The sequence below is a fragment of the Janthinobacterium longum genome (genome assembly GCF_051380735.1).
GTDB lineage: Bacteria > Pseudomonadota > Gammaproteobacteria > Burkholderiales > Burkholderiaceae_D > Janthinobacterium.
On sequence record NZ_JBNYXQ010000007.1, the window covers coordinates 18,751 to 41,035 of the forward strand.

Here is a 22,285-nt window from a genome sequence, read left to right on the forward strand (position 1 = left end):
AACACCATGCGTTTATTGATAGCCCTGATTTTTCCATGGCTGACCTTTTTCACCATCGGTCGCCCGATCGCCGGCTTCATCTGCCTGATCCTGCAAATCACCCTGATCGGCTGGCTGCCAGCGACCATCTGGGCGGTGTATGCACTGAGCCAGTTCAAGACTGACCAGAAGATTGCCGAAGCCACGCGCCGGTATTAAGCCAACCCAGCCAACCCCGAGATTGAAGAGACCCCCATGCAAAACCACCGACTCGCCCTTGGCGCCACTGCTGTACTGAATGCGATTGTATTGTCTGTCGTGATGCATGGCCCGGCCCATGCACAAGGCGCGCTGCCGGCCGTGCAGAAGAGCGGCGTGGTGGAGTACCTGAGCGGTGGCGTGGGCCTCGACGAATCGACGGCCATCAAGAGCGCCAGCAGCCAGTGGCCATTGAGCCTGGTGTTTTCCGTGCAGGCCGGCGGGGCCGCGCAGTTTGCTTCGGACGTGAAGCTGGCCATCCATGACGCCAAAGGCGCGCTGGCGCTGGACGTCACCGCCACTGGTCCCTATCTGCTGGCGCGCCTGGCGCCTGGCAGCTACACCGTGCGCGCCACCCTGGACGGCAAAACGCTGGAGCGCAAGGTGCAGGTGAAGGCCGGCAGTTCCGCAAAAGTCGAACTGGTCTGGCCGGCGGGAACCAACCAGCACCCTGCCTGAGATTAAACCTCGGCGCTGACCTTCAGCACGCGGCCTTCGCCGGCGCTTTGCAGCGCCAGTTCGATCAGGCGCATGGTCAGCAGCGCATCCTCGGCCGCTACCGGGGCCGGCTTGTCGTTGCGGATAGCCTCGGCCATGCCCTGGTAGAAGTCCTGATAGCGTCCCGGCTGCATCTCCAGATGGTCGAACTGGCCGTCCGCCTGCGTACCCAGGTGCAGTGCGCCACGCACGCCATCCTCGCCCCAGCCTGGCTGGCCCGGCCTGCCGCCCGCCTTTAACGCATCTTCCTGCGGATCGATTCCGAATTTCACAAAGCTGCCCTGGTCGCCATGTACGGCAAAACGGGCCGTCGGCGCCTTGACCAGGCAGCCGGCCTGCAGCACCACACGCAGCCGCTCGTAGTAGAGCACAATATGCAGATAGTCGACCGCTTCGGCGCCATCGCGTTGCAGGGCAATATCGGCATAAATTTTTTCGGGTGTGCCAAACAGCTGCACTGCCTGGTCCAGCATATGCGGCCCCAGGTCATACAGCAGGCCGCCACCGGGCGCGGCGGACTCGCGCCAGCGCTGTCGTATCTCGGGGCGGAAACGGTCGAAATGCGATTCAAAGCTTGTGACGCGGCCCAGCTTGCCCTGCGCCAGCAAGGACTTCAATGTGAGGAAATCGCCATCCCAGCGGCGGTTGTGATACACGCTGAGTACCAGCTTGCGTTGTTTGGCCAGGTCGATCAGCGTCTGCGCCTCAACGCTGGTAATCGTGAAGGGTTTGTCGACCACCACATGCTTGCCCGCTTCGAGCGCCGCCTTGGCCAAGCTGAAATGCGCTTCGTTGGGCGCGGCGATCACTACCAGTTCGATGGAGTCGTCCGCAAACAGCTGCGCCGGTTCGGCGTAGACAGTCGCATGGGGCCAGTCCTTATGCACCAGGTCGGGCTTGCTGGAAGCGACGGCTGTCAGTGCCAATGCGTCGACGGTGGACAGCACGGGTGCGTGAAAGGTGGAGCCGGCAAAGCCGTAGCCGACCAGACCAGTTTTGATTTTATTCATGGCAATGTCTATGAGCGTGTCAATAGCCATGATCATACCTGCAAGCGGACACACACATCGTCACGATGGTGTGTCGCCCGCATCTGGCCCACCTGCTTATTCAAGCGTCCAGACATACTGTATTTGCACCGGCGAACTGACCGCCTTGCCGGCGGCAAGTGCCGGCTTGAACGTGCATTTGGCAATGCCGCTGCGAGCTGCCTCGTCCAGCGCTGGGTGCCCGCTGCTGCGCACCACACTCGAATCCTCGACTTTGCCGGCGGCGTTGACCTGGAACGACAAGTTGACGGTGCCGGTTTGCTTCGCCTGCAGCGCATCGGCAGGATACTGCGGCTTGGCGCAGGTGCCGAAATCGAGCACAGGGCGGCCATCGGCCTTGCGGGCCGTGTCGGCGGCCACCGCCTGGCCATAAATGCCCAGGCAGGCGCCGGCCAGGGCCAGCAGCAGCACGGCCGCCTTCCAGTTCAGTGCTTGTGGTGCGGGGCGCAGCAATCGTGTGATACGTGACATAAGAACTCCTCCGTTGGCCGCAATGGCCAGGTGGTGGGTGGAGAACTGGAGACGCTCCAGTTCGGAAAGTGCAAGTGCCAGGCGCCGCGGTTCGCCCAGTTGTCTTGCTGCGAAATCGTCTGCAATATGTTCGCGCTCGGTGCGCACGCCGCGTGAAATCCACCAGACGGCAGGGTGGAAGAACAGCAGCGACTCGATCACGTTTTGCAGCAGGTTGATCAGATAATCGTGGCGGCGTACATGCGCCAGTTCATGTGCCAGCAGCGCTTCGATCAGCTCGGGCGGCATGCCCGTTACGAGCGACGCCGGCAGCAGCACCACCGGCCGCCAGATACCAGCCGCCAGCGGACTGGCGATATCGCGTACCACGCGCAGCCGGACCGGTCGTGTGATGCCGGCGTCCAGCGCCAGGTCGGACAAGCGCGCCTGCCAATGCGCGTTCCTGCCCACCGGCTGGCTGGTGCTGCGCTGTATCCACAGCATGCCCAGCGCCATGCGGGCGGCCAGCAGGGCCGCGCACAAGGCCCATACGCCGACCACGGCGCGCAGCAGCGTGGACATGTCGGGCAGGCTGTTTGGCGCCAGCAGCGCGGCCGGCAGCAGCCCGCCCGCATACATGTCCATCGCGCTGTCGCTGCCTGCCAGGCGCAGGTACAGGCCGGCCGCCGGCCAGGCCAGGCAGGCCAGCAGGGCGCCGCAGCCCACCGCATAGCGCGCTTCAGGCCGCGCATTGCGCAAAACGGCCAGCACCAGTGCGGTGGCGCCAGCGATCAGCAGGCCCTGCCACAAAAAGTGCAGCAAGGTCCAGCCCAGTGCCTGCACAAAGGTATTCATGATTGCTCGTCCCTGAGCATTTTTTCAATTTCCTCGCGCTCGGCGCGCGACACGCCGGTGCGCAGGGCTGCCAGCACCAGCGCCTTGGCCGAGCCGGCAAACGCTTTCTGCATCAGGTCCTTCAACAGATTGGTCTGCAGGCTGTCCTGTGCCTGTGCCGGCGCATACACGTGCGAGCGCGCGCTTTCGTCGCGGATCAGCAAGCCCTTGCCATGCATGATCTGCATCAGGCGCAACACGGTGCCATAGTTGATGGCCGGTTTCTCCACCGCCATCGCCTCATGCACCTGCTTGGCGGTGGCGGCGCCGAGTGGCCACAACGCTTGCAGCAGATCGAGTTCGGCTGCCGTTGGTCTTGGAATAGCGGGAGGTCTGGCCATGGTTTTCTCTTGCGTGAAATTCGATGGAATCAGAATATACGTTGTAGACAAAAATGTATACTTTAATTTTTAGTGGCGTTCAAGTGCCTTCATTTGATGGAAAATCGGTCAGACAAAATTGTCTGAAAGACGAAAAAAAGGACGCCGCAGCGTCCTTTTCATGTCGTTCTGATTCAGATCAGGCAGCCAGCTTGGCCTTCAGCAGCTCCGTCAGCTGGGCCGGGTTGGCCTTGCCTTTCGAGGCCTTCATGGCCTGGCCGATCAGCGCATTGATGGCCGCTTCCTTGCCGGCGCGGTACTGCTCGACCGATTTGGCGTTCGCCGCCAGTACTTGGTCGACAATCGCTGCCAGGGCGCCCGTATCCGAAATCTGTTTCAGGCCCTTGGCGTCGATAATGGCGTCGACCAGGTGTTCGTCGCTCGATTTGGCTTCCCACATGCCGGCAAAGACTTCTTTTGCCGCCTTGTTGGAAATCGTGCCGTCGGCGATGCGTTTCAGCATGGCGGCCAGCTGGGCTGGCGATACCGGTGCTGCATCGAGATCCACGCCTTCGCGGTTGACGGTCGAGGCGACGTCGCCCATCAGCCAGTTGGCGGCGGCCTTGGCGTTGTCCTTGCCGGCTTTTTCCACTACCGCGACAAAATAGGTGGCCATCGCTTTCGATTGCGTCAGCACCAGCGCGTCGTATTCGGGCAGCGCGTATTCGCTGATGAAACGGGCGCGCATGGCGGCCGGCAGTTCCGGCATATCGGCCTTGACGCGGGCGATCCATTCGGGCGAAATGACCAGCGGTGGCAGGTCCGGGTCGGGGAAGTAGCGGTAATCCTGGGCGTCTTCCTTGCTGCGCATTTCGCGCGTTTCCTTGCGGTCCGGGTCATACAGGCGCGTCGCCTGCACCACCTTGCCGCCGTCTTCGATCAGCTCGATCTGGCGCCGCACTTCGACGTGCACGGCGTCTTCGATAAAGCGGAACGAGTTCAGGTTCTTGATTTCGCAGCGGGTGCCGAATTCCTTCTGGCCTGCCGGGCGCACCGAGACGTTGACGTCGCAGCGGAACGAACCTTCCTGCATATTGCCATCGCAGACACCAAGCCACATCACCAGCGAGTGCAGGGCCTTGGCGTAGGCCACGGCTTCGGCGGCGCTGCGAATTTCCGGTTCCGAAACGATTTCCAGCAGCGGCGTGCCGGCGCGGTTCAAATCGATGCCGCTCATGCCCGCGTAGTCTTCATGCAGCGACTTGCCGGCGTCTTCTTCCAGGTGGGCGCGCGTCAGGTTGACGGTCTTGGTGACGAATTCGCCATCCTTTTCGTAGCCGAAGGTGAGGGCGCCGCCGATCACCACCGGGTCTTCGAACTGGCTGATCTGGTAGCCTTTTGGTGAATCCGGGTAAAAATAGTTCTTGCGCGCGAAGACCGAATGCGGTGCGACGGTGGCGCCCACGGCCAGGCCGAAACGGATGGCGCGGTCGACCGCCTGCTTGTTCATGACCGGCAGCACACCCGGCAGCGCAAGGTCAACCGGGCTGGCCTGGGTGTTGGCTTCGGCGCCATACTTGATCGGCGAACCGCTGAAAATTTTGGAGTCGGTCGTGAGCTGCACGTGGTTCTCAAGACCGATGACGACTTCCCATTGCATAGTGTTCTCGCTTTTTTCTAGTTAAACGCCGGCAGGCGCGCGCGTGTGCCAGTCCGTTACCAGCTGGTACTGGTGGGCCACGTTCAGCAGCCTGGCTTCGCCAAAGTAATTGCCGATGATTTGCAGGCCCACCGGACGGCGGCTGTTCTTCTCGCCAGCGCCGAAGCCGCACGGAATCGACATGCCGGGCAGGCCGGCCAGGCTGGTCGACAGGGTGTAGATGTCGGCCAGGTAGGCAGCCACCGGGTCATCGGTCTTGTCGCCCAGGTCCCAGGCCACGGTCGGTGCGACTGGCCCCATGATCACGTCGCACACGGCGTTCGGGCCATTGAGCACGGCGTCGAAGTCCTGCGCGATCAGGCGGCGGATCTTTTGCGCTTTCAGGTAGTAGGCGTCGTAATAGCCGTGGCACAGCACATAGGTGCCGACCATGATGCGGCGCTTGACCTCGGCGCCAAAGCCTTCAGCGCGGCTTTTCTTATACATGTCCTGCAGGTCTTTGTAGGTACTGGCACGGTGGCCGTAGCGCACGCCGTCGTAGCGCGACAGGTTGGACGATGCTTCGGCCGGCGCGATCATGTAGTAGGCAGGAATCGACAGCGCCGTGTTTGGCAGCGAGATGTCGACCAGGGTCGCGCCCAGTTGTTCGTATTGCGCCAGCGCACCGCGCACGGCCGCTTCCACGTCTTTTGCCAGTCCCTCGCCGAAGTATTCGCGCGGTACGCCGATGCGCAGGCCCGTCAATGGTTGCTCGAGCTGGCGCGTAAAGTCTTCTGCCACGCCGCCCTGTTCCGGCGTCAGGCTGGTCGAATCGCGTTCGTCGAAGCCGGCGATCACGTTCAGCAGCAGCGCGCAGTCTTCGGCAGTCTGGGCCATCGGGCCGCCCTGGTCCAGCGAGGAGGCAAACGCGATCATGCCGAAGCGCGACACGCGGCCATAGGTGGGCTTGATGCCGGTAATGCCGCAAAAGGCCGCCGGCTGGCGGATCGAGCCGCCCGTGTCGGTGCCGGTGGCGGCCGGCGTCAGGCGTGCAGCGACGGCGGCGGCCGACCCACCGGACGAGCCGCCCGGCACGGCGGTGGCGTCCCACGGGTTTTTCACAGCGCCGAAGGCCGAGTTTTCATTGCCGGAACCCATGGCGAATTCGTCGCAATTGACCTTGCCCAGGCTGACCATGCCGGCCGCCAGGCATTTTTCCACCACCGTGGCGTCAAACGGGCTGACGTAATCGGCCAGCATTGTCGAGCCGGCCGTGGTGCGCCAGCCTTTCGTTACAAACAAATCCTTGTGGGCGATCGGCACGCCCGTCAGGGCGGTGGCGGTGCCGGCGGCGATGCGCGCATCGGCCGCTTCGGCTTGCGCCAGGGTCAGCGCGCGGTCGACGTGCAAAAAGGCGTTCGAGCCGTCGGCGGCGATGCGGTCGAGGAAATGCGTCGCCAGTGCCACGGCGGAAATTTCCTTGTTCTGCAAGAGCGCGGACAGCTGTTTGAGGGATTTTGTATGCATGGCGTTTCTAGTTGGTGTATTGAGCAAATGGGCGAGAGCGGGAGCGTAAAGGGCGAGCGCCGCCTTATTCAATCACTTTCGGTACCAGGTACAGCCCGTCCTGGACTTTCGGCGCCACGGCCTGGTAGTCGTCGCGGTGATTGGTTTCGGTGGCCTGGTCTTCGCGCAGACGCAGCGCGATATTGTCCATATGGGCGGCCAGCGGGTGGCTCAGCGGCGCCACGCCATCGGTATCGACGGCTTGCATTTGTTCTGCCAGCGCAAAAATTTTATTCAATTGGGCCAAGGACGTGGCGGCCTGGTCGTCGGCCATGTCAAGTTGTGCCAAATGGGCAATGCGTTTTACATCGGAGAGTGTCAGGGACATGGCGAAAGGCGCGCGGGGACGCTCATAGAATTTAAGTTGGCGCTTTGATAAAGCGCGGGTATTTACTGCTCTTTTGCTCACAAAAACTCCGGAATGCCGCCTAACTCGCGGCGGCTGGAGTCGCACTTTTCCATGGTTTTTGGGCAAATCGCATTCAAATTATAAGGTAGAATGGCGGGTTAATGCGTTGCCGGCGCTGATGGACTGCTGCCGCAGCATAGAAACGATTGCGCAAGCGCCAAGCGAACCGCCGAAAAACGCCTGTACGGGTTTTCGAAGGAGCCTGAAAGCGCCCGCTTTGAAACTCCCCATAAACAGCTTTTGCGCAGCTCGATGCGCTACAGGACACTCATGTTTGGTTTTTTACGCAGGTATATCTCCACCGATCTGGCCATTGACTTGGGCACGGCCAACACTCTGATTTATGTACGCGGCCTCGGCATCGTCCTGGACGAACCGTCAGTGGTCGCAATTCGCCAGGAAGGCGGCCCGAATGGCAAGAAAACCATCCAGGCGGTCGGCAAGGAAGCCAAGCAGATGCTGGGCAAGGTACCGGGCAATATCGAAGCGATCCGTCCGATGAAAGATGGCGTGATCGCCGATTTCACCGTCACCGAACAGATGCTCAAGCAGTTTATCCGCATGGTGCACGACTCGAAATTCTTCCGCCCGTCGCCGCGCATCATCATTTGCGTGCCGTGCGGCTCGACCCAGGTGGAACGCCGCGCGATCCGCGAATCGGCGCTGGGCGCCGGCGCTTCGCAGGTCTATCTGATCGAAGAACCGATGGCTGCAGCCATCGGCGCCGGCCTGCCGGTGTCGGAAGCGACCGGCTCGATGGTGGTCGACATCGGCGGCGGCACCACCGAAGTGGGCATTATTTCGCTCGGCGGCATGGTGTACAAAGGTTCGGTGCGCGTCGGTGGCGACAAGTTTGACGAAGCCATCGTCAATTACATCCGCCGCAACTACGGCATGCTGATCGGCGAACAGACGGCCGAAGCGATCAAGAAGGCCATCGGTTCGGCCTTCCCGGGTTCGGAAGTGAAAGAGATGGAAGTCAAGGGCCGCAATCTGTCCGAAGGCATCCCGCGCTCGTTTACCATTTCGTCCAACGAGATTCTCGAAGCGCTGACCGACCCGCTGAACAATATCGTCTCGGCCGTGAAAAACGCACTGGAACAGACACCGCCGGAACTGGGCGCCGACATCGCCGAAAAAGGCATGATGCTGACCGGCGGCGGTGCACTGCTGCGCGACCTGGACCGCTTGCTGATGGAAGAAACCGGCCTGCCGGTGCTGGTGGCCGAAGACCCGCTGACCTGCGTGGTGCGCGGTTCCGGCATGGCGCTGGAACGTATGGACAAGCTCGGCTCGATCTTCTCCTACGAATAATCTGACGGAAAAGGCCGGAACAGTATCCGGCCCGGTTCTGGCGCCGGGGTTGCACCGGGGTCCGCACGTTGGCGCTTTGCGCCTGGCCTGATTATTGGAAGTCATGGAATACAGTCCTCCGCCACTTTTCAAACAGGGCGCCTCCGCCCGCGTCAAGATGATGGTGTTCGCCGGCATTTCGATCGCCTTGCTGCTGGTCGATTCGCGCATGCACGCGCTGACCGCCGTGCGCCAGGCGGTCGGCACCGTGCTGTATCCGGTGCAGATGGCGGCGCTGGTGCCGCGCGACGTGGCGCTTGGTGTCGGCACGTATTTTTCCTCGCTGTCGGCGCTGGAAAAACAGGTGCGCGACCTCAAGCATGAACAGATTGCCTCGGCGCAGATCCTGCAGCAGGCGCAGCTCAATATCGTGGAAAACAACCATCTGCGCAAGTTGATGGAAGCGCGCGAGCGCGTGCCGGTCAAATCCATGCTGGCCGAAATTCTGTACGACACGCGCGATGCGGCCAGCCGCAAGATCGTGCTCGACCGCGGTATCCAGAACGGCGTGGAGCTGGGCCGGCCCGTGATCGACAACCTGGGCGTGGTGGGCCAGGTTACGCGCGTCTTCCCGTTTACCTCCGAAGTGACCCTGCTGACCGATGAAGAGCAGGCGATTCCCGTGCAGCTGCTGCGCACCGGCGTGCGCAGCGTGGCCTACGGTCGCGGCAAGTCCGGCACCATGGAGCTGCGCTTTACCGAACCGACGGCCGATATCCAGATCGGCGATATCGTGATTACGTCCGGCCTCGACGGCCTGTACCCGGCCGGCCTGGCGGTGGCGCGCGTGACCCTGGTCGAGCGCAATGCGCACGGTCCGTTCGGCCGCGTGGTGTGCCAGCCGCTGGCCGGCATCGAGCGCAATACGCAGTTGCTGATATTGACCTCGTCGCCCGACATCCCGCCGCGCCCGCCGGTCGAAGAAATCAAGGTCGGCCGCAAGATCGCCGGCAAGATGGCGCCGATCAAGGAGGGACCCAAGCCGGCCGCTGCCCCATCCACCACGCCAGGCACCGCACCGGCGGCCACTGCACCTGCGGCCACGGCACCGGCACCGGCTGCCAAGCCGGCCACCGCGCCGACGGAGACCACGCGATGAACCGCCCGCATTACATCCTGCTGCCGGTCAGCCCTCTGTTTATCGGCTTTTCGCTGCTGTGCGCTTTCCTGCTGAACCTGCTGCCCTGGGGGCATTTTGTCGGCGTGCCCGATTTTGTCGCGCTGGTGCTGGTGTTCTGGGGCATCCACCAGCCGCGCAAGGTCGGCATCGGCGTAGCCTTCTTCATGGGCCTGATGATGGACGTGCACGATTCGACACTGCTCGGTGAAAATGCGCTGGCCTATACCTTGCTGTCCTATTTCGCCATCATGATGCACCGCCGCGTGCTGTGGTTTCCCGTCATGACGCAGGCGCTGCACGTGTTGCCGCTGCTGCTGCTGACGCAGGCACTGCAACTGGTGACGCGGCTGATCGTCTCGGGACGCTCCCCGGGCTGGCTCAATTTCATCGAGAGCTTTATCGCCGTGATCCTGTGGCCCATCATTACCTGGATGCTGCTGGCGCCACAACGCCGCGCCGTGGACCGCGACCATAACCGGCCGATCTGACCGTGAGCCGTCATGACTGAACTTCAAAATACCGAGCGCGAACTGCATTTCTTCCGGCTGCGCCTGACGATTTTGGGCGCGCTGGTGTTTGTCTGCTTTTCTCTGCTGCTGGCGCGCTTTATCTGGCTGCAGGTGATCAAGCACGAAGACTACGCCACCAAGGCCGAGGACAATCGCATTGCACTGGTGCCCATCGTGCCCACGCGCGGCCTGATCCTCGACCGCAACGGCGTGGTCCTGGCGCGCAATTATTCGGCGTTTACGCTGGAAATTACGCCCTCCAAACTGAGCGCCAGTCTGGACTCCGTAATCGATGAACTCTCGACCCTGGTGCAGGTTGACATCAAGGATCGCCGCCGCTTCAAGAAGCTGCTGGAAGAATCGAAAAACTTCGTCAGCGTGCCGCTGCGCACCCGCCTGACCGAAGAGGAGGTGGCGCGTTTTTCGGCCAACCGCTTCCGCTTTCCCGGTGTCGAAGTGCAGGCGCGCTTGTTCCGCCAGTATCCGATGGGCGAAGTGGCCTCGCACGTGGTGGGTTTTATCGGCCGCATCAACCGCAATGAATCGAAGGCGCTGGAAGAGGGCGACGACGCCGCCAACTACAACGGCACCGATCATATCGGCAAGGAAGGCCTGGAAAAAAGCTACGAGAAGCAGCTGCACGGCACCACCGGCTACGAAGAGGTGGAAGTGTCGGCCGGCGGGCGCGCCATGCGCACCTTGTCGCGTACGGCTGCGGTGCCCGGCAAGAATCTGATCCTGTCGATCGATATCGAGCTGCAGAAAGTGATGGAAGAAGCGTTCGGCGAATGGCGCGGCGCGGCCGTGGCGATCGACCCGGTCACCGGCGATATCCTGGCCTATGTGTCCAAGCCCGGCTATGACCCGAACCTGTTCGTCGACGGCATCGATCAGCAAAGCTGGAATGAATTGAATACTTCGCTGGACCGGCCGATGGTCAACCGGCCCTTGTCCGGCACCTATGCGCCCGGTTCCACCTTCAAGCCCTTCATGGCGCTCGCTGCGCTGGAACTGGGCAAGCGCACGCCTAGCCAGTCTATCTCGGATCCCGGTTTTTTCATGTTGGGTGGCCACAAGTTCAGGGACGACAAGGTCGGCGGCCATGGCACGGTCGACATGCACAAGTCCATCGTCGTGTCGTGCAATACCTATTATTACCAGCTGGGCCGCGACATGGGCATCGACGCCATCCACGACTTCATGAAGCCGTTCGGCTTCGGCCAGCTGACGGGCATCGACCTGAATAACGAAAAGACCGGCGTGCTGCCGTCGACGGAGTGGAAGCGCAACCGCTTCAAGACGGCGCAGCAGAAGAAATGGGTGGGCGGCGACACGATTTCGGTCAGCAATGGCTCCGGCTACAATTCCTATACGCCGCTGCAGATCGCCCACGCGACGGCGGTACTGGCCAATAACGGCGTGGTGATGAAGCCGCACCTGGTGAAGATCATCGAAGACCCCGCCACGCGCGCGCGCACCCTGACGGTGGCGAAGGAAAGCTATCGCATCCCCCTGAAACAGGAAAACATCGACGTCATCAAGCGCGCCATGGTCGGCGTGACCAGCGAGGCTGGCGGCACCGCTGCCAAGATCTTTGCCGGTGTGCAGTACACGGTGGGTGGCAAGACCGGTACCGCTCAGGTCGTGGGCATCAAGAAGAACGAGAAGTACAATGCCAAGTTGCTGGCCGAGCGGCTGCGCGACAACGCCTTGTTTAGCGCCTTTGCGCCAGCCGACAAGCCGCGCATCGCACTGACCATCGTGGTCGAGAACGCCGGCTTTGGCGCCGGCGTGGCCGCGCCAATCGCGCGCAAGGCGCTCGACTACTATTTGCTGGGCAAGCGCCCGGGCGAAAAGGACCGGGACACCACCAAGGTGCCGAAGGAAGACGTCGACGAAGTGCGCACGCTCGAAGAAATCACGGATGAACAGGGCGGCACGCCGCCTGCGACGCAATAAGGAAACGCATGTCCATTAACGAACGGCGCTCGCTGTGGCGGCGCGCCAAACCTTATCTGGCGGTATTCGATCCGCCGCTGATGCTGATCATCCTGATGCTGCTGGCAACGAGCTTGCTGACGCTGGCGTCGGCCAGTCTCGGCATTCCGGGCAAGATCGAAGACCACCTGCGCAATATCGTGCTGTGCTTTTTCGTCATGTGGCTGACGGCCAATGTGACGCCGCAGATGATGATGCGCATCGCCGTGCCCGCGTATACGATTGCGGTGCTGCTCTTGATTGCCGTGGCGCTGTTCGGTACCATCAAGCTCGGTGCGCGGCGCTGGCTGCATATCGGCGTGATCGATATCCAGCCGTCGGAATTTTTGAAGATCGCCGCACCGCTGATGCTGGCCTGGTTCTTCCAGCACAATGCGGGCGCCCTGCGCTGGCAGTCGTTCGCCATTGCGGCCGTGCTGCTGCTCGCGCCTGTTTACCTGATTGCGCGCCAGCCCGACCTGGGCACCTCGCTGCTGGTGGTGGCGGCCGGCTTTACGGTGATTTTCCTGGCCGGCCTGCCGTGGCGTATCATGCTGGGGCTGGCGATTGCCGTCAGCTGCTACCTGCCGATCGCCTGGTCGCACATGCATGACTACCAGCGCGACCGCGTGATGATGCTGATCGACCCGACCAAGGACCCGCTGGGCAAGGGTTTTCACATCATCCAGTCGATTATCGGTATCGGTTCGGGCGGCATCACGGGCAAGGGCTGGACTCACGGCACCCAGGCCCACCTGGATTTCGTGCCAGAACGTACCACCGACTTTATTTTTGCCGTGTATTCCGAGGAATTCGGCCTGGTCGGCAATCTGATCCTGATGCTGATGTATTTGCTGCTGGTGGGCCGCGGCCTGATGATCGCCGCCAATGCCCCCAGTTTTTTCACTCGCCTGCTGGCAGGAGCGATTACCATGATTTTCTTTACTTACGCCTTCGTCAACATGGGCATGGTCAGCGGCATCCTGCCGGTGGTCGGCGTGCCCTTGCCTTTCCTCAGTTATGGCGGCACCGCCCTGATCACGCTGGGCGTGGCCACCGGCATCCTGATGAGCATACAACGCCACCGCAAGCTGGTGCAGACGTGATGCGCGCGCCTCTCGACACCTTGCATGCGCGCGGTCCGGGTCTTGCCATGCAGCTGGCGGTGCTGCTGACACTGGCTGCCTGCGGCACGGCGCCGCAAAAGTCCGGCAATGTCAGCATGCCGCACGCTGGCAAGGTGAAGATTCCCGTGCGCCAGGACCCGACCATGCCGGTCTTGCCGGCCGCCGGCTCCGGCCGTGGCGGCTATTACAAGGACGATGGCCCGGGCGACAATCCGCCGGCCAACCTGCGCGACGTGCCCGATGCGGAAGTGCGCAACGAGCCCTATTCGACGCGCTCGAATCGTCCCTACGTGGTGTTCGGCAAGACCTATACGCCGATCACCGACAACGAGCCATTTACCCAGCGCGGCACGGGTAGCTGGTATGGCAAGAAATTCCACGGCCAGCGCACTTCGTCAGGCGAAATCTACGACATGTACAAGATGACGGCCGCCCACCCGACCTTGCCGATTCCGTCGTATGCGCGCGTGACCAGCCTCGAAAGCGGCGAACAGGTGATCGTGCGCATCAACGACCGTGGGCCGTTCCACCCCACGCGCGTGATCGACGTGTCGTACACGGCGGCGCTGAAACTGGGTTTCCTCGGCAAGGGCAGCCACCAGGTGCTCGTCGAGCGGCTGCTGCCGGCCCAGATCGATGCCATCCTGGCGGTCCGCGCTGCGCCGAAACCGGTGCCGTCGGTGGTGGCCAGGTCGATCGATACGCCGCCTGAGAGCGAACCGGAAATGGGTGCCGTCGTACAGCCGGAAATCACCAGCATGGCGATGGTCGACTCGACCGTGGCGGCGCCCGCGCCCAGCGCGCTCGCCACCGGCTTTTATCTGCAGCTGGGCGCCTACTCGCGTGCAGACAATGCGGAAGCGGGCCGCGCGCAGCTGGCGCCGTATGCGCAGATGCTGGGCAATCTCGATGTGGTGCCGGCCGGCCCTCTGTTCCGTTTGTACGGCGGCCCCTTCACCAGCCGCGCCGATGCGGCGCGCGCGGCGGCCAGCCTGCCGGCATCGGCGGGCGTCAAGCCGATCGTGATTGAACGTTGATGGTGTACAAGTACCTGATCAAACCGTAGCGAGCGCAAGGGAGCGGCGGCTGAGAAGCGCAACTGTGCTGGAGCACAGTGAGCATCGCAGGCTGTCGATACCGACGCGCAGTAGGTTTGATCAGGTACTTATTTGCAGCTGCGCAGTTCCTGCTGGTCGAACTGTTTCGTGATCTCGGCCAGCCGCGTGCGCGTGGCCGCGTCGAGGTTGCGGAACTGGTAGGCGAGCTGCTTGCTGGCGCTGTAGCGCGGCGCCACTCGGGCGCTGTGCACGCCCTGTTTCTGCAGCGACGCCAGATGGCTTTGTGCGCTGGTTTCCGACTTGAACACACCCAGTGAAATACCCCAGCGCTGTGGGCTGCCTTCGCCCATGATGAAGTAATTCGTCACGCCCAGCTGCTTGAGTTCACCGGCCTTGCGGTCGGCGCCTTCCTTGCTGCCTTGCGGCGCAATGAACACCATATAACTGGAAATATCCTGGCCGGCCACGTTGTAGCGCGACTGGCGCTCGCCCAGGCTCAACGGTTCCAGCATGGCTTCGAACTTGCGTGCATCGGCCAGCACGAAGTTGCCCACTTCGGTGCATGCGAACACCTGCGGCGCGGCGGGTGCCGGGGCCGGCGTTGCAGCTTCGGCCGGCATGGTCGCCCGGGCTGGTGTCAGCAAGGTGAATTTTTCGGCGTGCAACTGGTTTTTCAGGCGTGCCGGTTCGCGCGTTTCGGTGCGAAAGCTGCCCAGGTAGCCCTGGCCGATGGCCAGTACCAGCAGGTTGATGGCGGCCAGCAGCCAGAAGACGAATTTCAGCATGGTTGTGTTCCTTGCGCACGGTTTGCCCTGGCTGCTGTCTGCAAGCCGAGCATGACGATATTGTCCACCAGTTGAAACGGCAATGCCAGCGTCCGGGCGATGCGTGGCGCGGCGCCCCCCGACAGCAGACAGGCTTGCGCGCCATGCATGCGCACGGCGCGCTCGATGGCGCCGGTTTGCGCCGCCAGGCAGCCCGACAGGATGGCGTCGTCGGTATTGTCGGCAAAGCCGGCTGGCAGCGGGGCGGCATCGGCGATCTGCGGCAACTGCGCCGTATTGCGCGCCAGCGAGCTGGCCATCAGGGCCAGTCCCGGCAGTATCATGCCGCCCAAAAACACGCCGTCTGCGGTGATGGCATCGATGGTGGTGGCGGTGCCGCAATTGGCGACGATCACGGCTTGATCCGGCGCCAGCGTGCGCGCACCGATGGCGGCGGCAAAGCGGTCGCAACCGAGCTGGGCCGGGTTGCGGTAGCCGTTGCGCACGCCGGCCAGTTGCGGCAGCGATACAAAATCATGGGCTGGAACGGGCAGCATGGCGCGCAGGCGCGAACCGATCGATGCACCTGCCACGTTCGACAGCAGCACCTCGGTGATGGCAAGTGGCGCCCAATGCGGCCTTAGGGTATCGAGCTGCGCATGCGCCACCGCGCCGCTGGCCAGCCAGCCGCCCAGCGGTGCGCCGTGCGCTACCAGCGCCCATTTGATGCGGGTATTGCCCGCGTCGATCAGCAATAGCATGCGCTTACTCCTGCACCAGGCGCAAGGAGACATCGCCGGACATGATGTCTGCCAGGCCGGCCTCGGTTTGCAGCTGCAGCCGGCCCAGCCGGTCGACGCCGGCAGCTTTCCCTTGCTGCAGCGGCTGGCCGTTGTCGAGGATTTTCACTTCCTGGCCCTGCCAGGCATGCAAGGCGTTCCAGCGTTCGGCAAACGGCGCAAAACCGGTATCGTCAAATTCAGCCAGCACGCCGGCCAGGCGGCTGAGCAAGGCGGCAACCAGCGCGTTTCGCTCCATCTGCGCCAGCCAGGGCACGGCCGACACGCTGCGCCCGATCTGCTGTTCCAGCGCATCGGGCATGGTCAGGTTGATGCCGCAGCCGATCACGGCCCACACGCCGTCGTCTTCTGCCTGCCGGGTTTCGACCAGGATGCCGGCCAGCTTGCTGCCGTCCTTGAGCAAGTCATTCGGCCATTTGAGTTGCACCGCCACGCCCAGTGCGCCTATGGTTTCGGCCAGCGCCACGCCGACGGCCAGGGGCAAGCCGACCAGCGCGTGCAGCGGCCCCTTGAAGCGCCAGGCCAGCGAGAACATCAGGCTGGCGTCAGCCTGCGACAGCCACGGCCTTCCCGCGCGGCCCCGGCCCGCCGTTTGCTGGCCGGCGATGCGCAGCGTGGGGCCGGCCAGCTGCGCGCAGCGCGCCAGCAGGTCGGCATTGGTCGAGCCGGTTTCGGCTACCACTTCGATGGCGACATGGGACGCGCCGGCGGCGCAAAGCGCGGCGATGGCTGCGCTGTTCAGATCAGAGTGAAAGGTCATGGGAGTGGCTGCTTGTCCGTCGAAGACTGGCGCGCTTTGTGGGGGGCGTTGGCAAACGCCAGGTCGTAGACGGCATTGGGCAGCAGGCGCAGCAGCTTGGCCACCACACCCATCTGCCAGGGAATCACGCGATAGCTGTCGCCACGGCGAATCGCGCGTGCAGCGCGCAGCGCAAACGCTTCGGCCGGCATCAGGAACGGCATGCGGTAGGCGTTGTGGCGCGTCATCGGCGTGTCGATATAGCCGGGCGTAATGGTGACCACCCTGATGCCGGCCGGTTTGAGTTCCAGGCGCAGCGATTCGCAGTAGCTGATCACGGCCGCTTTCGAGGCGCTGTAGGCTTCGGCGCCCGGCAAGCCGCGGATGCCGGCCACGCTGGCGATACCGACCAGGCGGCCACTGCCTTGTGCCTTCATGGCGGCGATGAACGGCGCGAAGGTGGCTGCGGTGGCGGTGACGTTGATGGCCATGACCCGGGCAAACACCGACAGGTCTTGCGCATGTTCGGTCAGGGTGCCCACCGAGACGCCGGCGCTGGCGATCACCACGTCAATGCGCCCTGCATGGGCCAGAAACGCATCGGCCGCCTGCTGCACGGCGGCGTGGTCGCACACATCAACGGCGTAGGCGCGGTGCAACCCGGGTCGGGGCAGGGACGCGATCAGTTGATCGAGCGCCTCGCCGCGGCGGGCCAGCAGGCCCAGTTGCGCGCCTTCGCTGGCGTACTGGCGCGCCAGCGCGGCGCCCAGGCCGCTCGATGCGCCGGTGATGAAGACGCTTTGCATCAGCTGATGCTCACGTCTATTTCTTTTCCGCTTTGGCCTTGGCCACCAGCACGTCCATGACCGTCAAGGCCTGGGCGTTCAGCTGTTCTTCGTTCTTCGCCGATTGGCTGGCCTGGTCGGCCTGCGATGGCGAAGTGATGTAGCGGCCATCGATGGCGATCATCGGCCAGAAGGTGACGTTATAGCCTTGCATCATGGAGTCGGCGTGGCGAATGCGGCCGGAAATGCCCATCGAGCGGTAGGTATCGATGAACTTCTGGCGGTCCACGCCCTGCCTGGCAACGAAGTCGAACACGGCCTCATCGGTGTTCAGGCGGTTGTGCTCCACATGCATGGCGTGGAACACCTTGGCATGCAACTGATCAAGCAAGCCCATCGCCTGCAAGGTGAAGAACAGCCGCTGTTGCGGCGCCACGCTGGGGTCGCGCGACACGTGCACGCGCTTGAAGACGATATTGTCGCCCTGTTTCTTCACCCACGCCGCCAGTTGCGGTTCCAGCGCATTGCAATGCGGGCAGTAATAGGCGAAGAATTCCGTCACCTCGATCTTCTTGCCCGCTTCGGTCGGCTGCGCGGTGGCCAGGGTTTCATATTCGACGCCATTTTTCGGCTCGGCCGGCGAGGCAAAGGCGCCCGCAGCGGCGCCGCACAGGGCGGCGGCCAACAATACTTTTTTCAGAAAACGCATGCTGCTTCCTTCTTTCGGCTTATTTGGAATTCCTGACCACGGCGACATCGATGCCGTTGTCGGACAGTTTGGTGCGCGCGCGGTTCATGGCATCGACCTGGTTGAAGGGGCCGATACGCACGCGGTGCAGCACGCCGGCATCGGTGCTGCGGTCGCTGATGGCTGCTTCAAAGCCCAGCAAAGCCAGTTTGCCGCGCGTGCTTTCAGCGTCGTCCATGTCACGGAAGGCGCCAGCCTGCAGATAATAAATCCATTTGTCGCTGGCGGCATCGGCCTTGGCCTGCGCCGGCGCTGTGGCTGGTGCCGGTGCTGCTGCTGGCGCCGCAGTTGCCGCCGGCGCCGTTGCCACCGTGGCTTTCGGCGCCGGCTTGTCTTTCAGGGTGCCGATCAATTCCTGCAGCGCGTCCGGTGGAGGTGGCCGTGGCGTGGTAGGTGGTGCGGCCGGCGCCGTGATCTGGCCCGGCAAGGCCAGTTCGCGTGGCTCCTTCGAGAAATCGCGCGCCGCTTCCCGCGCCGCTTCCTTGTTGCCATACATCGGCTTGTTCGGGTCGGCAATCTGGCCTGGCGTAGGCTCGGTTGACTTGCCAGCCTTGCCCGACTTGTCGGTGAACGGCGAATTGCCTTTGGAGATCACCAGCGCCACCACCACGGCGATGCCCAGGCCGACCACCAGGCCGATAATGATGCCGACCAGCGTGTTGCCCTGCTGGCGGCGGCTCGAAATGAAGCGGGAAGCTTGATTCATGAAGGTTCAGACCTTTGTAATTACATTTTGTTTGGCGCGGAGACGCCGATCAGTGCCAGGCCGTTGCGCAACACCTGGCGCGCGGCCAGTACCAGCGCCAGCCGAGCCATTTTCACGGCCTCGTCCTCGACCAGCACTTTTTCCGCGAAATAGAAGCTGTGCAGGTTGGCGGCCAGGTCGCGCAGGTAGAACGCCACCTGGTGCGGCCCCAGTTCGGCTTGCGCGCGCGCCAGCATTTCCGGGTAGGCGGCCAGGGTTGCCAGCAGCGTCGCTTCGGTCGGCGCGCTCAGGCACGACAAATCGGCGCCAGCGATGGTGGCCTCGTCGCCGCCCCAGTTTTCCAGGATGCGGCAGATGCGCGCATGCGCATACTGCACGTAATAGACCGGATTTTCATCGGTGGTTTTCAAGGCCACATCGACGTCGAACACGAATTCGGTGTCGGCCTTGCGCGAGATCAGGAAGAAGCGCACGGCGTCACGGCCCTTGGCGATATCGCCGCCGCCCGACCATTCGATCAGGTCGCGCACGGTGACATAGGAGCCGGCGCGTTTCGAGATTTTCACCTCTTCGCCATCCTTCATCACGGTAACCATCTTGTGCAGCACGTAGTCGGGGTAGCCTTGCGGGATGCCCATGTCGAGCGCCTGCAGGCCGGCGCGCACGCGTGCGATGGTGCCGTGGTGGTCGCTGCCCTGGATATTGATCGCCTGCACGAAACCGCGCTGCCACTTGACCAGGTGATACGCCACGTCCGGCACGAAATACGTGTAGGTGCCGTCGGTCTTGCGCATCACGCGGTCCTTGTCGTCCGCATAGTCGGTGGTGCGCAGCCACAGCGCGCCGTCCTGTTCATAGGTGTGGCCGGCCTTGACCAGAGTCTCCACGGCGCTGTTGACCTTGCCGTCCTTGTACAGCGACGATTCAAGATAGTAATTGTCGAACTTCACGCCAAAGGCCTGCAGGTCGATGTCCTGTTCGTTGCGCAAATAGGTGACGGCAAACGGGCGGATCGAATCAATGTCCTCGATATTGCCATTCGCGGTGGCAGGCTGGCCGTCGCTGGCCGAGACCGTTTTACCGGCCTTGAAATCGTCGGCGATTTCCAGGATGTAGTCGCCGTTGTAGGCTGACTCGGGCCACTCGGCGTCGCCCGGTTTGTAGCCGCGTGCGCGCGCCTGTACCGAGGTAGCCAGGGTCTGGATCTGCACGCCGGCGTCGTTGTAATAGAACTCGCGCGTGACCTGGTAGCCTTGGGCGTCGAACAAGGAAGAAAGCGCGTCGCCCAGCGCCGCCTGGCGGCCGTGGCCGACGTGCAGCGGGCCGGTCGGATTGGCCGAGACGAATTCCAGGATCACCTGCTTGCCGGCACCTGCCGTGCTGCGCCCGTAATTGGCGCCTTCGGCGAGAATGGTCTTGACGACCGCCTGCTTGGCCGCGTTCGACACGCGCACGTTGATAAAGCCGGGGCCGGCGATTTCCACCGCCTCGACCAGGCCCTTGCCGGCCGGGTTGGCCAGCACGGCCGTGACGATGGTTTGCGCCAGTTCGCGCGGATTCTGTTTCAGCTGCTTGGCCAGTTGCATGGCGATATTGCAGGCGACGTCGCCATGCGATGCGTCGCGTGGTCGCTCCAGCACCACGGCAGGCGCAAGCGAAGTGCCGGCCAGGACGGGAGCGAGGGCGGCCTGGAACAGGGCGATGATTTCTTGTTTCTGTTGGGCGAGCATGAGCAGGATGGCGGTGGAACCGCGTTAAGATTGAATAGAATGAATCAGAAAGCAAAACGGACGAAGGTCGATGCCGTCGCCCGGACTGCAGTAATTATACTGGTTTGCCGGCTGGAACAATACGCCGCAGGGCAGGGTGGCGCGTCGTTCACTGGTGCATGAAAACATCAACCTGGCCAGTTCCGCTTGTATATATGCACTTTTTTGCAGCGAATTGCCCGGATCGCTGCAATCGCTTGGTGCAGAGGGCCTGACAAACGCTACAATCGTTCCTTTACGATGACGCGCGGCCGTGATGATTCCGCCGCGCGCAGCCACACCGGATAATTTATGAACAAGCGCCCCACGCTGAAACTGAAAACCAGGCCAGCGCCTGCCGCCGCGCCAGTCGCCGCAAAATTGCGTCCCAGCTACCACCCTGACCTGAAACCTGTCTTGCAGCCAGGCTTCCAACCCGACCTGCGCGCCGATTCGCTGGCTTTTTGCCTGCTGGGCGCGGCCAATGCCGTGGCGCAAGTGCGCACCGGCACGGCCCTGCCGCAAGCGCTGGCCAAGGTGTTTGCACAGTCTGACGCCAGCGCCCAGGCGCGCGGCGCGATCCAGGATATTTCGTATCGCACCATGCGCCAGCTGGGCCGCAGCGAAACCCTGGTCGGCCTGATGACTTCCAAGGCGCCCGAGCCGCCGATGCTGGCCGCGCTGCTGTGCTGCGCACTGTCCCTGATGTCGGCCGAGCCCGGCGAGCAGCCGTATGAAGAATTTACGGTGGTCGACCAGGCCGTCACGGTGGCCACCTCGCACCCCGACCTGGCGCACGCCAAGGGCATGGTCAACGCCGTGCTGCGCCGTTTTCTGCGAGAACGCAAATCCCTGCTCGAGGCGGCCTTGCAGCAGCCGCTGGCACAATGGAATTATCCGCAGTGGTGGATCGACGCGCTGCGCGTGGCCTATCCGCGCGACTGGCAAGCCATTTTGACGGCCGGCAATGCGGTGCCGCCACTGACCCTGCGCGTGAATCGCCGCAAGAGCACGGTGGAAGCTTACCTGGCCGTGCTGGCTGACGCCGGCATCGCTGCGCGCCAGGTGGGGCCGTTTGCCGTGCGCCTGGACAAGCCGGTCGGCGTGGCCCTGATCCCCGGTTTCGAGCAGGGCGTGGTGTCGGTGCAGGATGCCGGCGCGCAGCTGGCCGCGCCGCTGCTCGATCTGCAGGACGGCATGCGCGTGCTTGACGCCTGCGCCGCGCCCGGCGGCAAGACCTGCCATCTCCTGGAACTGGCTGACGTACACGTCACGGCCATCGACGCCGACGCCAAGCGCCTGCCGCGCATCGCCGAAAACCTGGAACGCCTGGGCCTGCACGCCACCCTCAAGGCGCAGGATGCGCAATCGAGCGCCTGGTGGGACGGCCAGCAGTACGACCGCATCCTGGCCGACGTGCCGTGCACGGCCTCGGGCATCGTGCGCCGCCACCCGGATATCCGCTGGCTGCGCCGCAAGGGTGACGCTTTGCAACTTGCAACACTTTCCTCGAAAATTCTGGACAATCTGTGGCAGATGCTGCGCCCCGATGGTAAATTGTTGTTCGTGACTTGTTCATTGTGGCCGCAAGAGTCCGAAGCACAAGCGGCAGCATTTGCGGTGCGCAATAATGCGACCCGTTTGACAGCCCCTGGCCAGCTGTTGCCGACCGGCAGCGCGGAACAGGACCATGACGGTTTGTTCTATGCGCTATTTCAAAAAAATGCGGCTTGAGCGATTTGTCGCCCCTTTTTCCACGGATACGACCGGCACGCTTGTGACATTTTTC

22 protein-coding genes are annotated in these 22,285 nt (G+C 63.1%); 9 read left to right on the top strand and 13 right to left on the bottom strand.

Annotation, left to right across the window (positions count from 1 at the left end; genetic code table 11):
• Nucleotides 1-6: 6 nt before the first annotated feature.
• Both ACQ4WM_RS17605 and ACQ4WM_RS17610 read left to right on the top strand, forming a co-directional pair.
• Nucleotides 7-198, top strand: coding sequence for a YqaE/Pmp3 family membrane protein (locus ACQ4WM_RS17605; protein WP_436547960.1), 192 nt, complete (start codon nt 7-9; stop codon nt 196-198).
• Between the two features lie 36 nt (nt 199-234).
• Entirely contained in the window at nt 235-696 is a 462-nt protein-coding gene (locus ACQ4WM_RS17610; protein WP_436547961.1) for a carboxypeptidase regulatory-like domain-containing protein, read from the top strand.
• 2 nt (nt 697-698) lie between these two features.
• Here ACQ4WM_RS17610 and ACQ4WM_RS17615 read toward each other — a convergent pair whose 3' ends face one another.
• The 6 genes from ACQ4WM_RS17615 to gatC form a co-directional block, all read right to left on the bottom strand.
• Complete coding sequence (locus tag ACQ4WM_RS17615) at nt 699-1,745, bottom strand: oxidoreductase (protein ID WP_436547962.1); 1,047 nt, start codon at nt 1,743-1,745, stop codon at nt 699-701.
• 96 nt (nt 1,746-1,841) lie between these two features.
• Nucleotides 1,842-3,089, bottom strand: a complete 1,248-nt coding sequence (locus ACQ4WM_RS17620; protein WP_436547963.1) for a M56 family metallopeptidase — start codon at nt 3,087-3,089, stop codon at nt 1,842-1,844.
• Nucleotides 3,086-3,469 carry a BlaI/MecI/CopY family transcriptional regulator gene (locus ACQ4WM_RS17625; RefSeq protein WP_436547964.1) on the bottom strand — a complete coding sequence of 128 codons (384 nt, stop codon included), beginning with the start codon at nt 3,467-3,469 and terminating at the stop codon, nt 3,086-3,088. Before ACQ4WM_RS17625 ends, ACQ4WM_RS17620 begins: the two co-directional genes overlap by 4 nt.
• A gap of 178 nt (nt 3,470-3,647) precedes the next feature.
• Entirely contained in the window at nt 3,648-5,108 is a 1,461-nt protein-coding gene (gene gatB / locus ACQ4WM_RS17630; protein WP_436547965.1) for an Asp-tRNA(Asn)/Glu-tRNA(Gln) amidotransferase subunit GatB, read from the bottom strand.
• Nucleotides 5,109-5,129: 21 nt separating this feature from the next.
• Nucleotides 5,130-6,614 carry an Asp-tRNA(Asn)/Glu-tRNA(Gln) amidotransferase subunit GatA gene (gene gatA, locus ACQ4WM_RS17635; protein ID WP_436547966.1) on the bottom strand — a complete coding sequence of 495 codons (1,485 nt, stop codon included), beginning with the start codon at nt 6,612-6,614 and terminating at the stop codon, nt 5,130-5,132.
• A gap of 64 nt (nt 6,615-6,678) precedes the next feature.
• Nucleotides 6,679-6,981 carry an Asp-tRNA(Asn)/Glu-tRNA(Gln) amidotransferase subunit GatC gene (gatC, locus tag ACQ4WM_RS17640; RefSeq protein WP_436547967.1) on the bottom strand — a complete coding sequence of 101 codons (303 nt, stop codon included), beginning with the start codon at nt 6,979-6,981 and terminating at the stop codon, nt 6,679-6,681.
• Between the two features lie 351 nt (nt 6,982-7,332).
• Here gatC and ACQ4WM_RS17645 point away from each other — a divergent pair, with 351 nt between their 5' ends.
• From ACQ4WM_RS17645 to ACQ4WM_RS17670, 6 genes are all read left to right on the top strand, one after another.
• Nucleotides 7,333-8,376 (top strand): rod shape-determining protein, encoded by a 1,044-nt coding sequence (locus ACQ4WM_RS17645; RefSeq protein ID WP_010393186.1) that lies wholly within the window; start codon nt 7,333-7,335, stop codon nt 8,374-8,376.
• 103 nt (nt 8,377-8,479) lie between these two features.
• Nucleotides 8,480-9,514: a rod shape-determining protein MreC gene (mreC, locus tag ACQ4WM_RS17650; RefSeq protein WP_436547968.1), complete on the top strand. Its 1,035-nt coding sequence runs from the start codon at nt 8,480-8,482 to the stop codon at nt 9,512-9,514.
• The gene (mreD, locus tag ACQ4WM_RS17655) at nt 9,511-10,023 is read left to right on the top strand and encodes a rod shape-determining protein MreD (protein WP_436547969.1); all 513 of its coding nucleotides are present in this window, start codon (nt 9,511-9,513) and stop codon (nt 10,021-10,023) included. Before mreC ends, mreD begins: the two co-directional genes overlap by 4 nt.
• Nucleotides 10,024-10,035: 12 nt before the next feature.
• Nucleotides 10,036-12,003: a penicillin-binding protein 2 gene (gene mrdA, locus ACQ4WM_RS17660; protein WP_436547970.1), complete on the top strand. Its 1,968-nt coding sequence runs from the start codon at nt 10,036-10,038 to the stop codon at nt 12,001-12,003.
• Between the two features lie 8 nt (nt 12,004-12,011).
• Nucleotides 12,012-13,127 carry a rod shape-determining protein RodA gene (gene rodA / locus ACQ4WM_RS17665; protein ID WP_436547971.1) on the top strand — a complete coding sequence of 372 codons (1,116 nt, stop codon included), beginning with the start codon at nt 12,012-12,014 and terminating at the stop codon, nt 13,125-13,127.
• Nucleotides 13,127-14,185: a septal ring lytic transglycosylase RlpA family protein gene (locus ACQ4WM_RS17670; RefSeq protein WP_436548155.1), complete on the top strand. Its 1,059-nt coding sequence runs from the start codon at nt 13,127-13,129 to the stop codon at nt 14,183-14,185. The genes rodA and ACQ4WM_RS17670 overlap by 1 nt, the downstream gene beginning before the upstream one ends.
• A gap of 128 nt (nt 14,186-14,313) precedes the next feature.
• On the opposite strand, the gene ACQ4WM_RS17675 is transcribed toward ACQ4WM_RS17670, so the two are convergent.
• From ACQ4WM_RS17675 to argS, 7 genes are read right to left on the bottom strand one after another with little or no spacing between them, the layout of a single operon-like run.
• Entirely contained in the window at nt 14,314-14,991 is a 678-nt protein-coding gene (locus ACQ4WM_RS17675) for an SPOR domain-containing protein (RefSeq protein WP_436547972.1), read from the bottom strand.
• Nucleotides 14,985-15,731 carry a type III pantothenate kinase gene (locus ACQ4WM_RS17680; protein ID WP_436547973.1) on the bottom strand — a complete coding sequence of 249 codons (747 nt, stop codon included), beginning with the start codon at nt 15,729-15,731 and terminating at the stop codon, nt 14,985-14,987. The genes ACQ4WM_RS17675 and ACQ4WM_RS17680 overlap by 7 nt, the downstream gene beginning before the upstream one ends.
• Before the next feature lie 4 nt (nt 15,732-15,735).
• Entirely contained in the window at nt 15,736-16,530 is a 795-nt protein-coding gene (locus ACQ4WM_RS17685; protein WP_436547974.1) for a biotin--[acetyl-CoA-carboxylase] ligase, read from the bottom strand.
• Nucleotides 16,527-17,315: an SDR family oxidoreductase gene (locus tag ACQ4WM_RS17690; protein WP_436547975.1), complete on the bottom strand. Its 789-nt coding sequence runs from the start codon at nt 17,313-17,315 to the stop codon at nt 16,527-16,529. Before ACQ4WM_RS17690 ends, ACQ4WM_RS17685 begins: the two co-directional genes overlap by 4 nt.
• Before the next feature lie 16 nt (nt 17,316-17,331).
• Nucleotides 17,332-18,003: a thiol:disulfide interchange protein DsbA/DsbL gene (locus ACQ4WM_RS17695; RefSeq protein WP_436547976.1), complete on the bottom strand. Its 672-nt coding sequence runs from the start codon at nt 18,001-18,003 to the stop codon at nt 17,332-17,334.
• A gap of 19 nt (nt 18,004-18,022) precedes the next feature.
• Nucleotides 18,023-18,748: an SPOR domain-containing protein gene (locus tag ACQ4WM_RS17700; RefSeq protein WP_436547977.1), complete on the bottom strand. Its 726-nt coding sequence runs from the start codon at nt 18,746-18,748 to the stop codon at nt 18,023-18,025.
• Nucleotides 18,749-18,768: 20 nt separating this feature from the next.
• Nucleotides 18,769-20,478, bottom strand: coding sequence for an arginine--tRNA ligase (argS, locus tag ACQ4WM_RS17705; RefSeq protein ID WP_436547978.1), 1,710 nt, complete (start codon nt 20,476-20,478; stop codon nt 18,769-18,771).
• Between the two features lie 330 nt (nt 20,479-20,808).
• Between argS and rsmB the strand changes: the two genes are divergently transcribed.
• Nucleotides 20,809-22,230: a 16S rRNA (cytosine(967)-C(5))-methyltransferase RsmB gene (gene rsmB / locus ACQ4WM_RS17710; RefSeq protein ID WP_436547979.1), complete on the top strand. Its 1,422-nt coding sequence runs from the start codon at nt 20,809-20,811 to the stop codon at nt 22,228-22,230.
• Nucleotides 22,231-22,285: the final 55 nt, after the last annotated feature.

Coding starts and splice junctions, on each gene's coding strand:
- ACQ4WM_RS17680 (WP_436547973.1), bottom strand. CDS start 15,731: ATGCTATTGCTGATCGACGCGGGCAATACCCGCATCAAATGGGCGCTG.
- ACQ4WM_RS17625 (WP_436547964.1), bottom strand. CDS start 3,469: ATGGCCAGACCTCCCGCTATTCCAAGACCAACGGCAGCCGAACTCGAT.
- ACQ4WM_RS17690 (WP_436547975.1), bottom strand. CDS start 17,315: ATGCAAAGCGTCTTCATCACCGGCGCATCGAGCGGCCTGGGCGCCGCG.
- ACQ4WM_RS17645 (WP_010393186.1), top strand. CDS start 7,333: ATGTTTGGTTTTTTACGCAGGTATATCTCCACCGATCTGGCCATTGAC.
- mreD (WP_436547969.1), top strand. CDS start 9,511: ATGAACCGCCCGCATTACATCCTGCTGCCGGTCAGCCCTCTGTTTATC.
- gatB (WP_436547965.1), bottom strand. CDS start 5,108: ATGCAATGGGAAGTCGTCATCGGTCTTGAGAACCACGTGCAGCTCACG.
- rodA (WP_436547971.1), top strand. CDS start 12,012: ATGTCCATTAACGAACGGCGCTCGCTGTGGCGGCGCGCCAAACCTTAT.
- ACQ4WM_RS17670 (WP_436548155.1), top strand. CDS start 13,127: ATGCGCGCGCCTCTCGACACCTTGCATGCGCGCGGTCCGGGTCTTGCC.
- mreC (WP_436547968.1), top strand. CDS start 8,480: ATGGAATACAGTCCTCCGCCACTTTTCAAACAGGGCGCCTCCGCCCGC.
- ACQ4WM_RS17700 (WP_436547977.1), bottom strand. CDS start 18,748: ATGAATCAAGCTTCCCGCTTCATTTCGAGCCGCCGCCAGCAGGGCAAC.
- ACQ4WM_RS17605 (WP_436547960.1), top strand. CDS start 7: ATGCGTTTATTGATAGCCCTGATTTTTCCATGGCTGACCTTTTTCACC.
- argS (WP_436547978.1), bottom strand. CDS start 20,478: ATGCTCGCCCAACAGAAACAAGAAATCATCGCCCTGTTCCAGGCCGCC.
- ACQ4WM_RS17610 (WP_436547961.1), top strand. CDS start 235: ATGCAAAACCACCGACTCGCCCTTGGCGCCACTGCTGTACTGAATGCG.
- ACQ4WM_RS17695 (WP_436547976.1), bottom strand. CDS start 18,003: ATGCGTTTTCTGAAAAAAGTATTGTTGGCCGCCGCCCTGTGCGGCGCC.
- ACQ4WM_RS17685 (WP_436547974.1), bottom strand. CDS start 16,530: ATGACCTTTCACTCTGATCTGAACAGCGCAGCCATCGCCGCGCTTTGC.
- ACQ4WM_RS17620 (WP_436547963.1), bottom strand. CDS start 3,089: ATGAATACCTTTGTGCAGGCACTGGGCTGGACCTTGCTGCACTTTTTG.
- mrdA (WP_436547970.1), top strand. CDS start 10,036: ATGACTGAACTTCAAAATACCGAGCGCGAACTGCATTTCTTCCGGCTG.
- rsmB (WP_436547979.1), top strand. CDS start 20,809: ATGAACAAGCGCCCCACGCTGAAACTGAAAACCAGGCCAGCGCCTGCC.
- gatA (WP_436547966.1), bottom strand. CDS start 6,614: ATGCATACAAAATCCCTCAAACAGCTGTCCGCGCTCTTGCAGAACAAG.
- ACQ4WM_RS17675 (WP_436547972.1), bottom strand. CDS start 14,991: ATGCTGAAATTCGTCTTCTGGCTGCTGGCCGCCATCAACCTGCTGGTA.
- gatC (WP_436547967.1), bottom strand. CDS start 6,981: ATGTCCCTGACACTCTCCGATGTAAAACGCATTGCCCATTTGGCACAA.
- ACQ4WM_RS17615 (WP_436547962.1), bottom strand. CDS start 1,745: ATGAATAAAATCAAAACTGGTCTGGTCGGCTACGGCTTTGCCGGCTCC.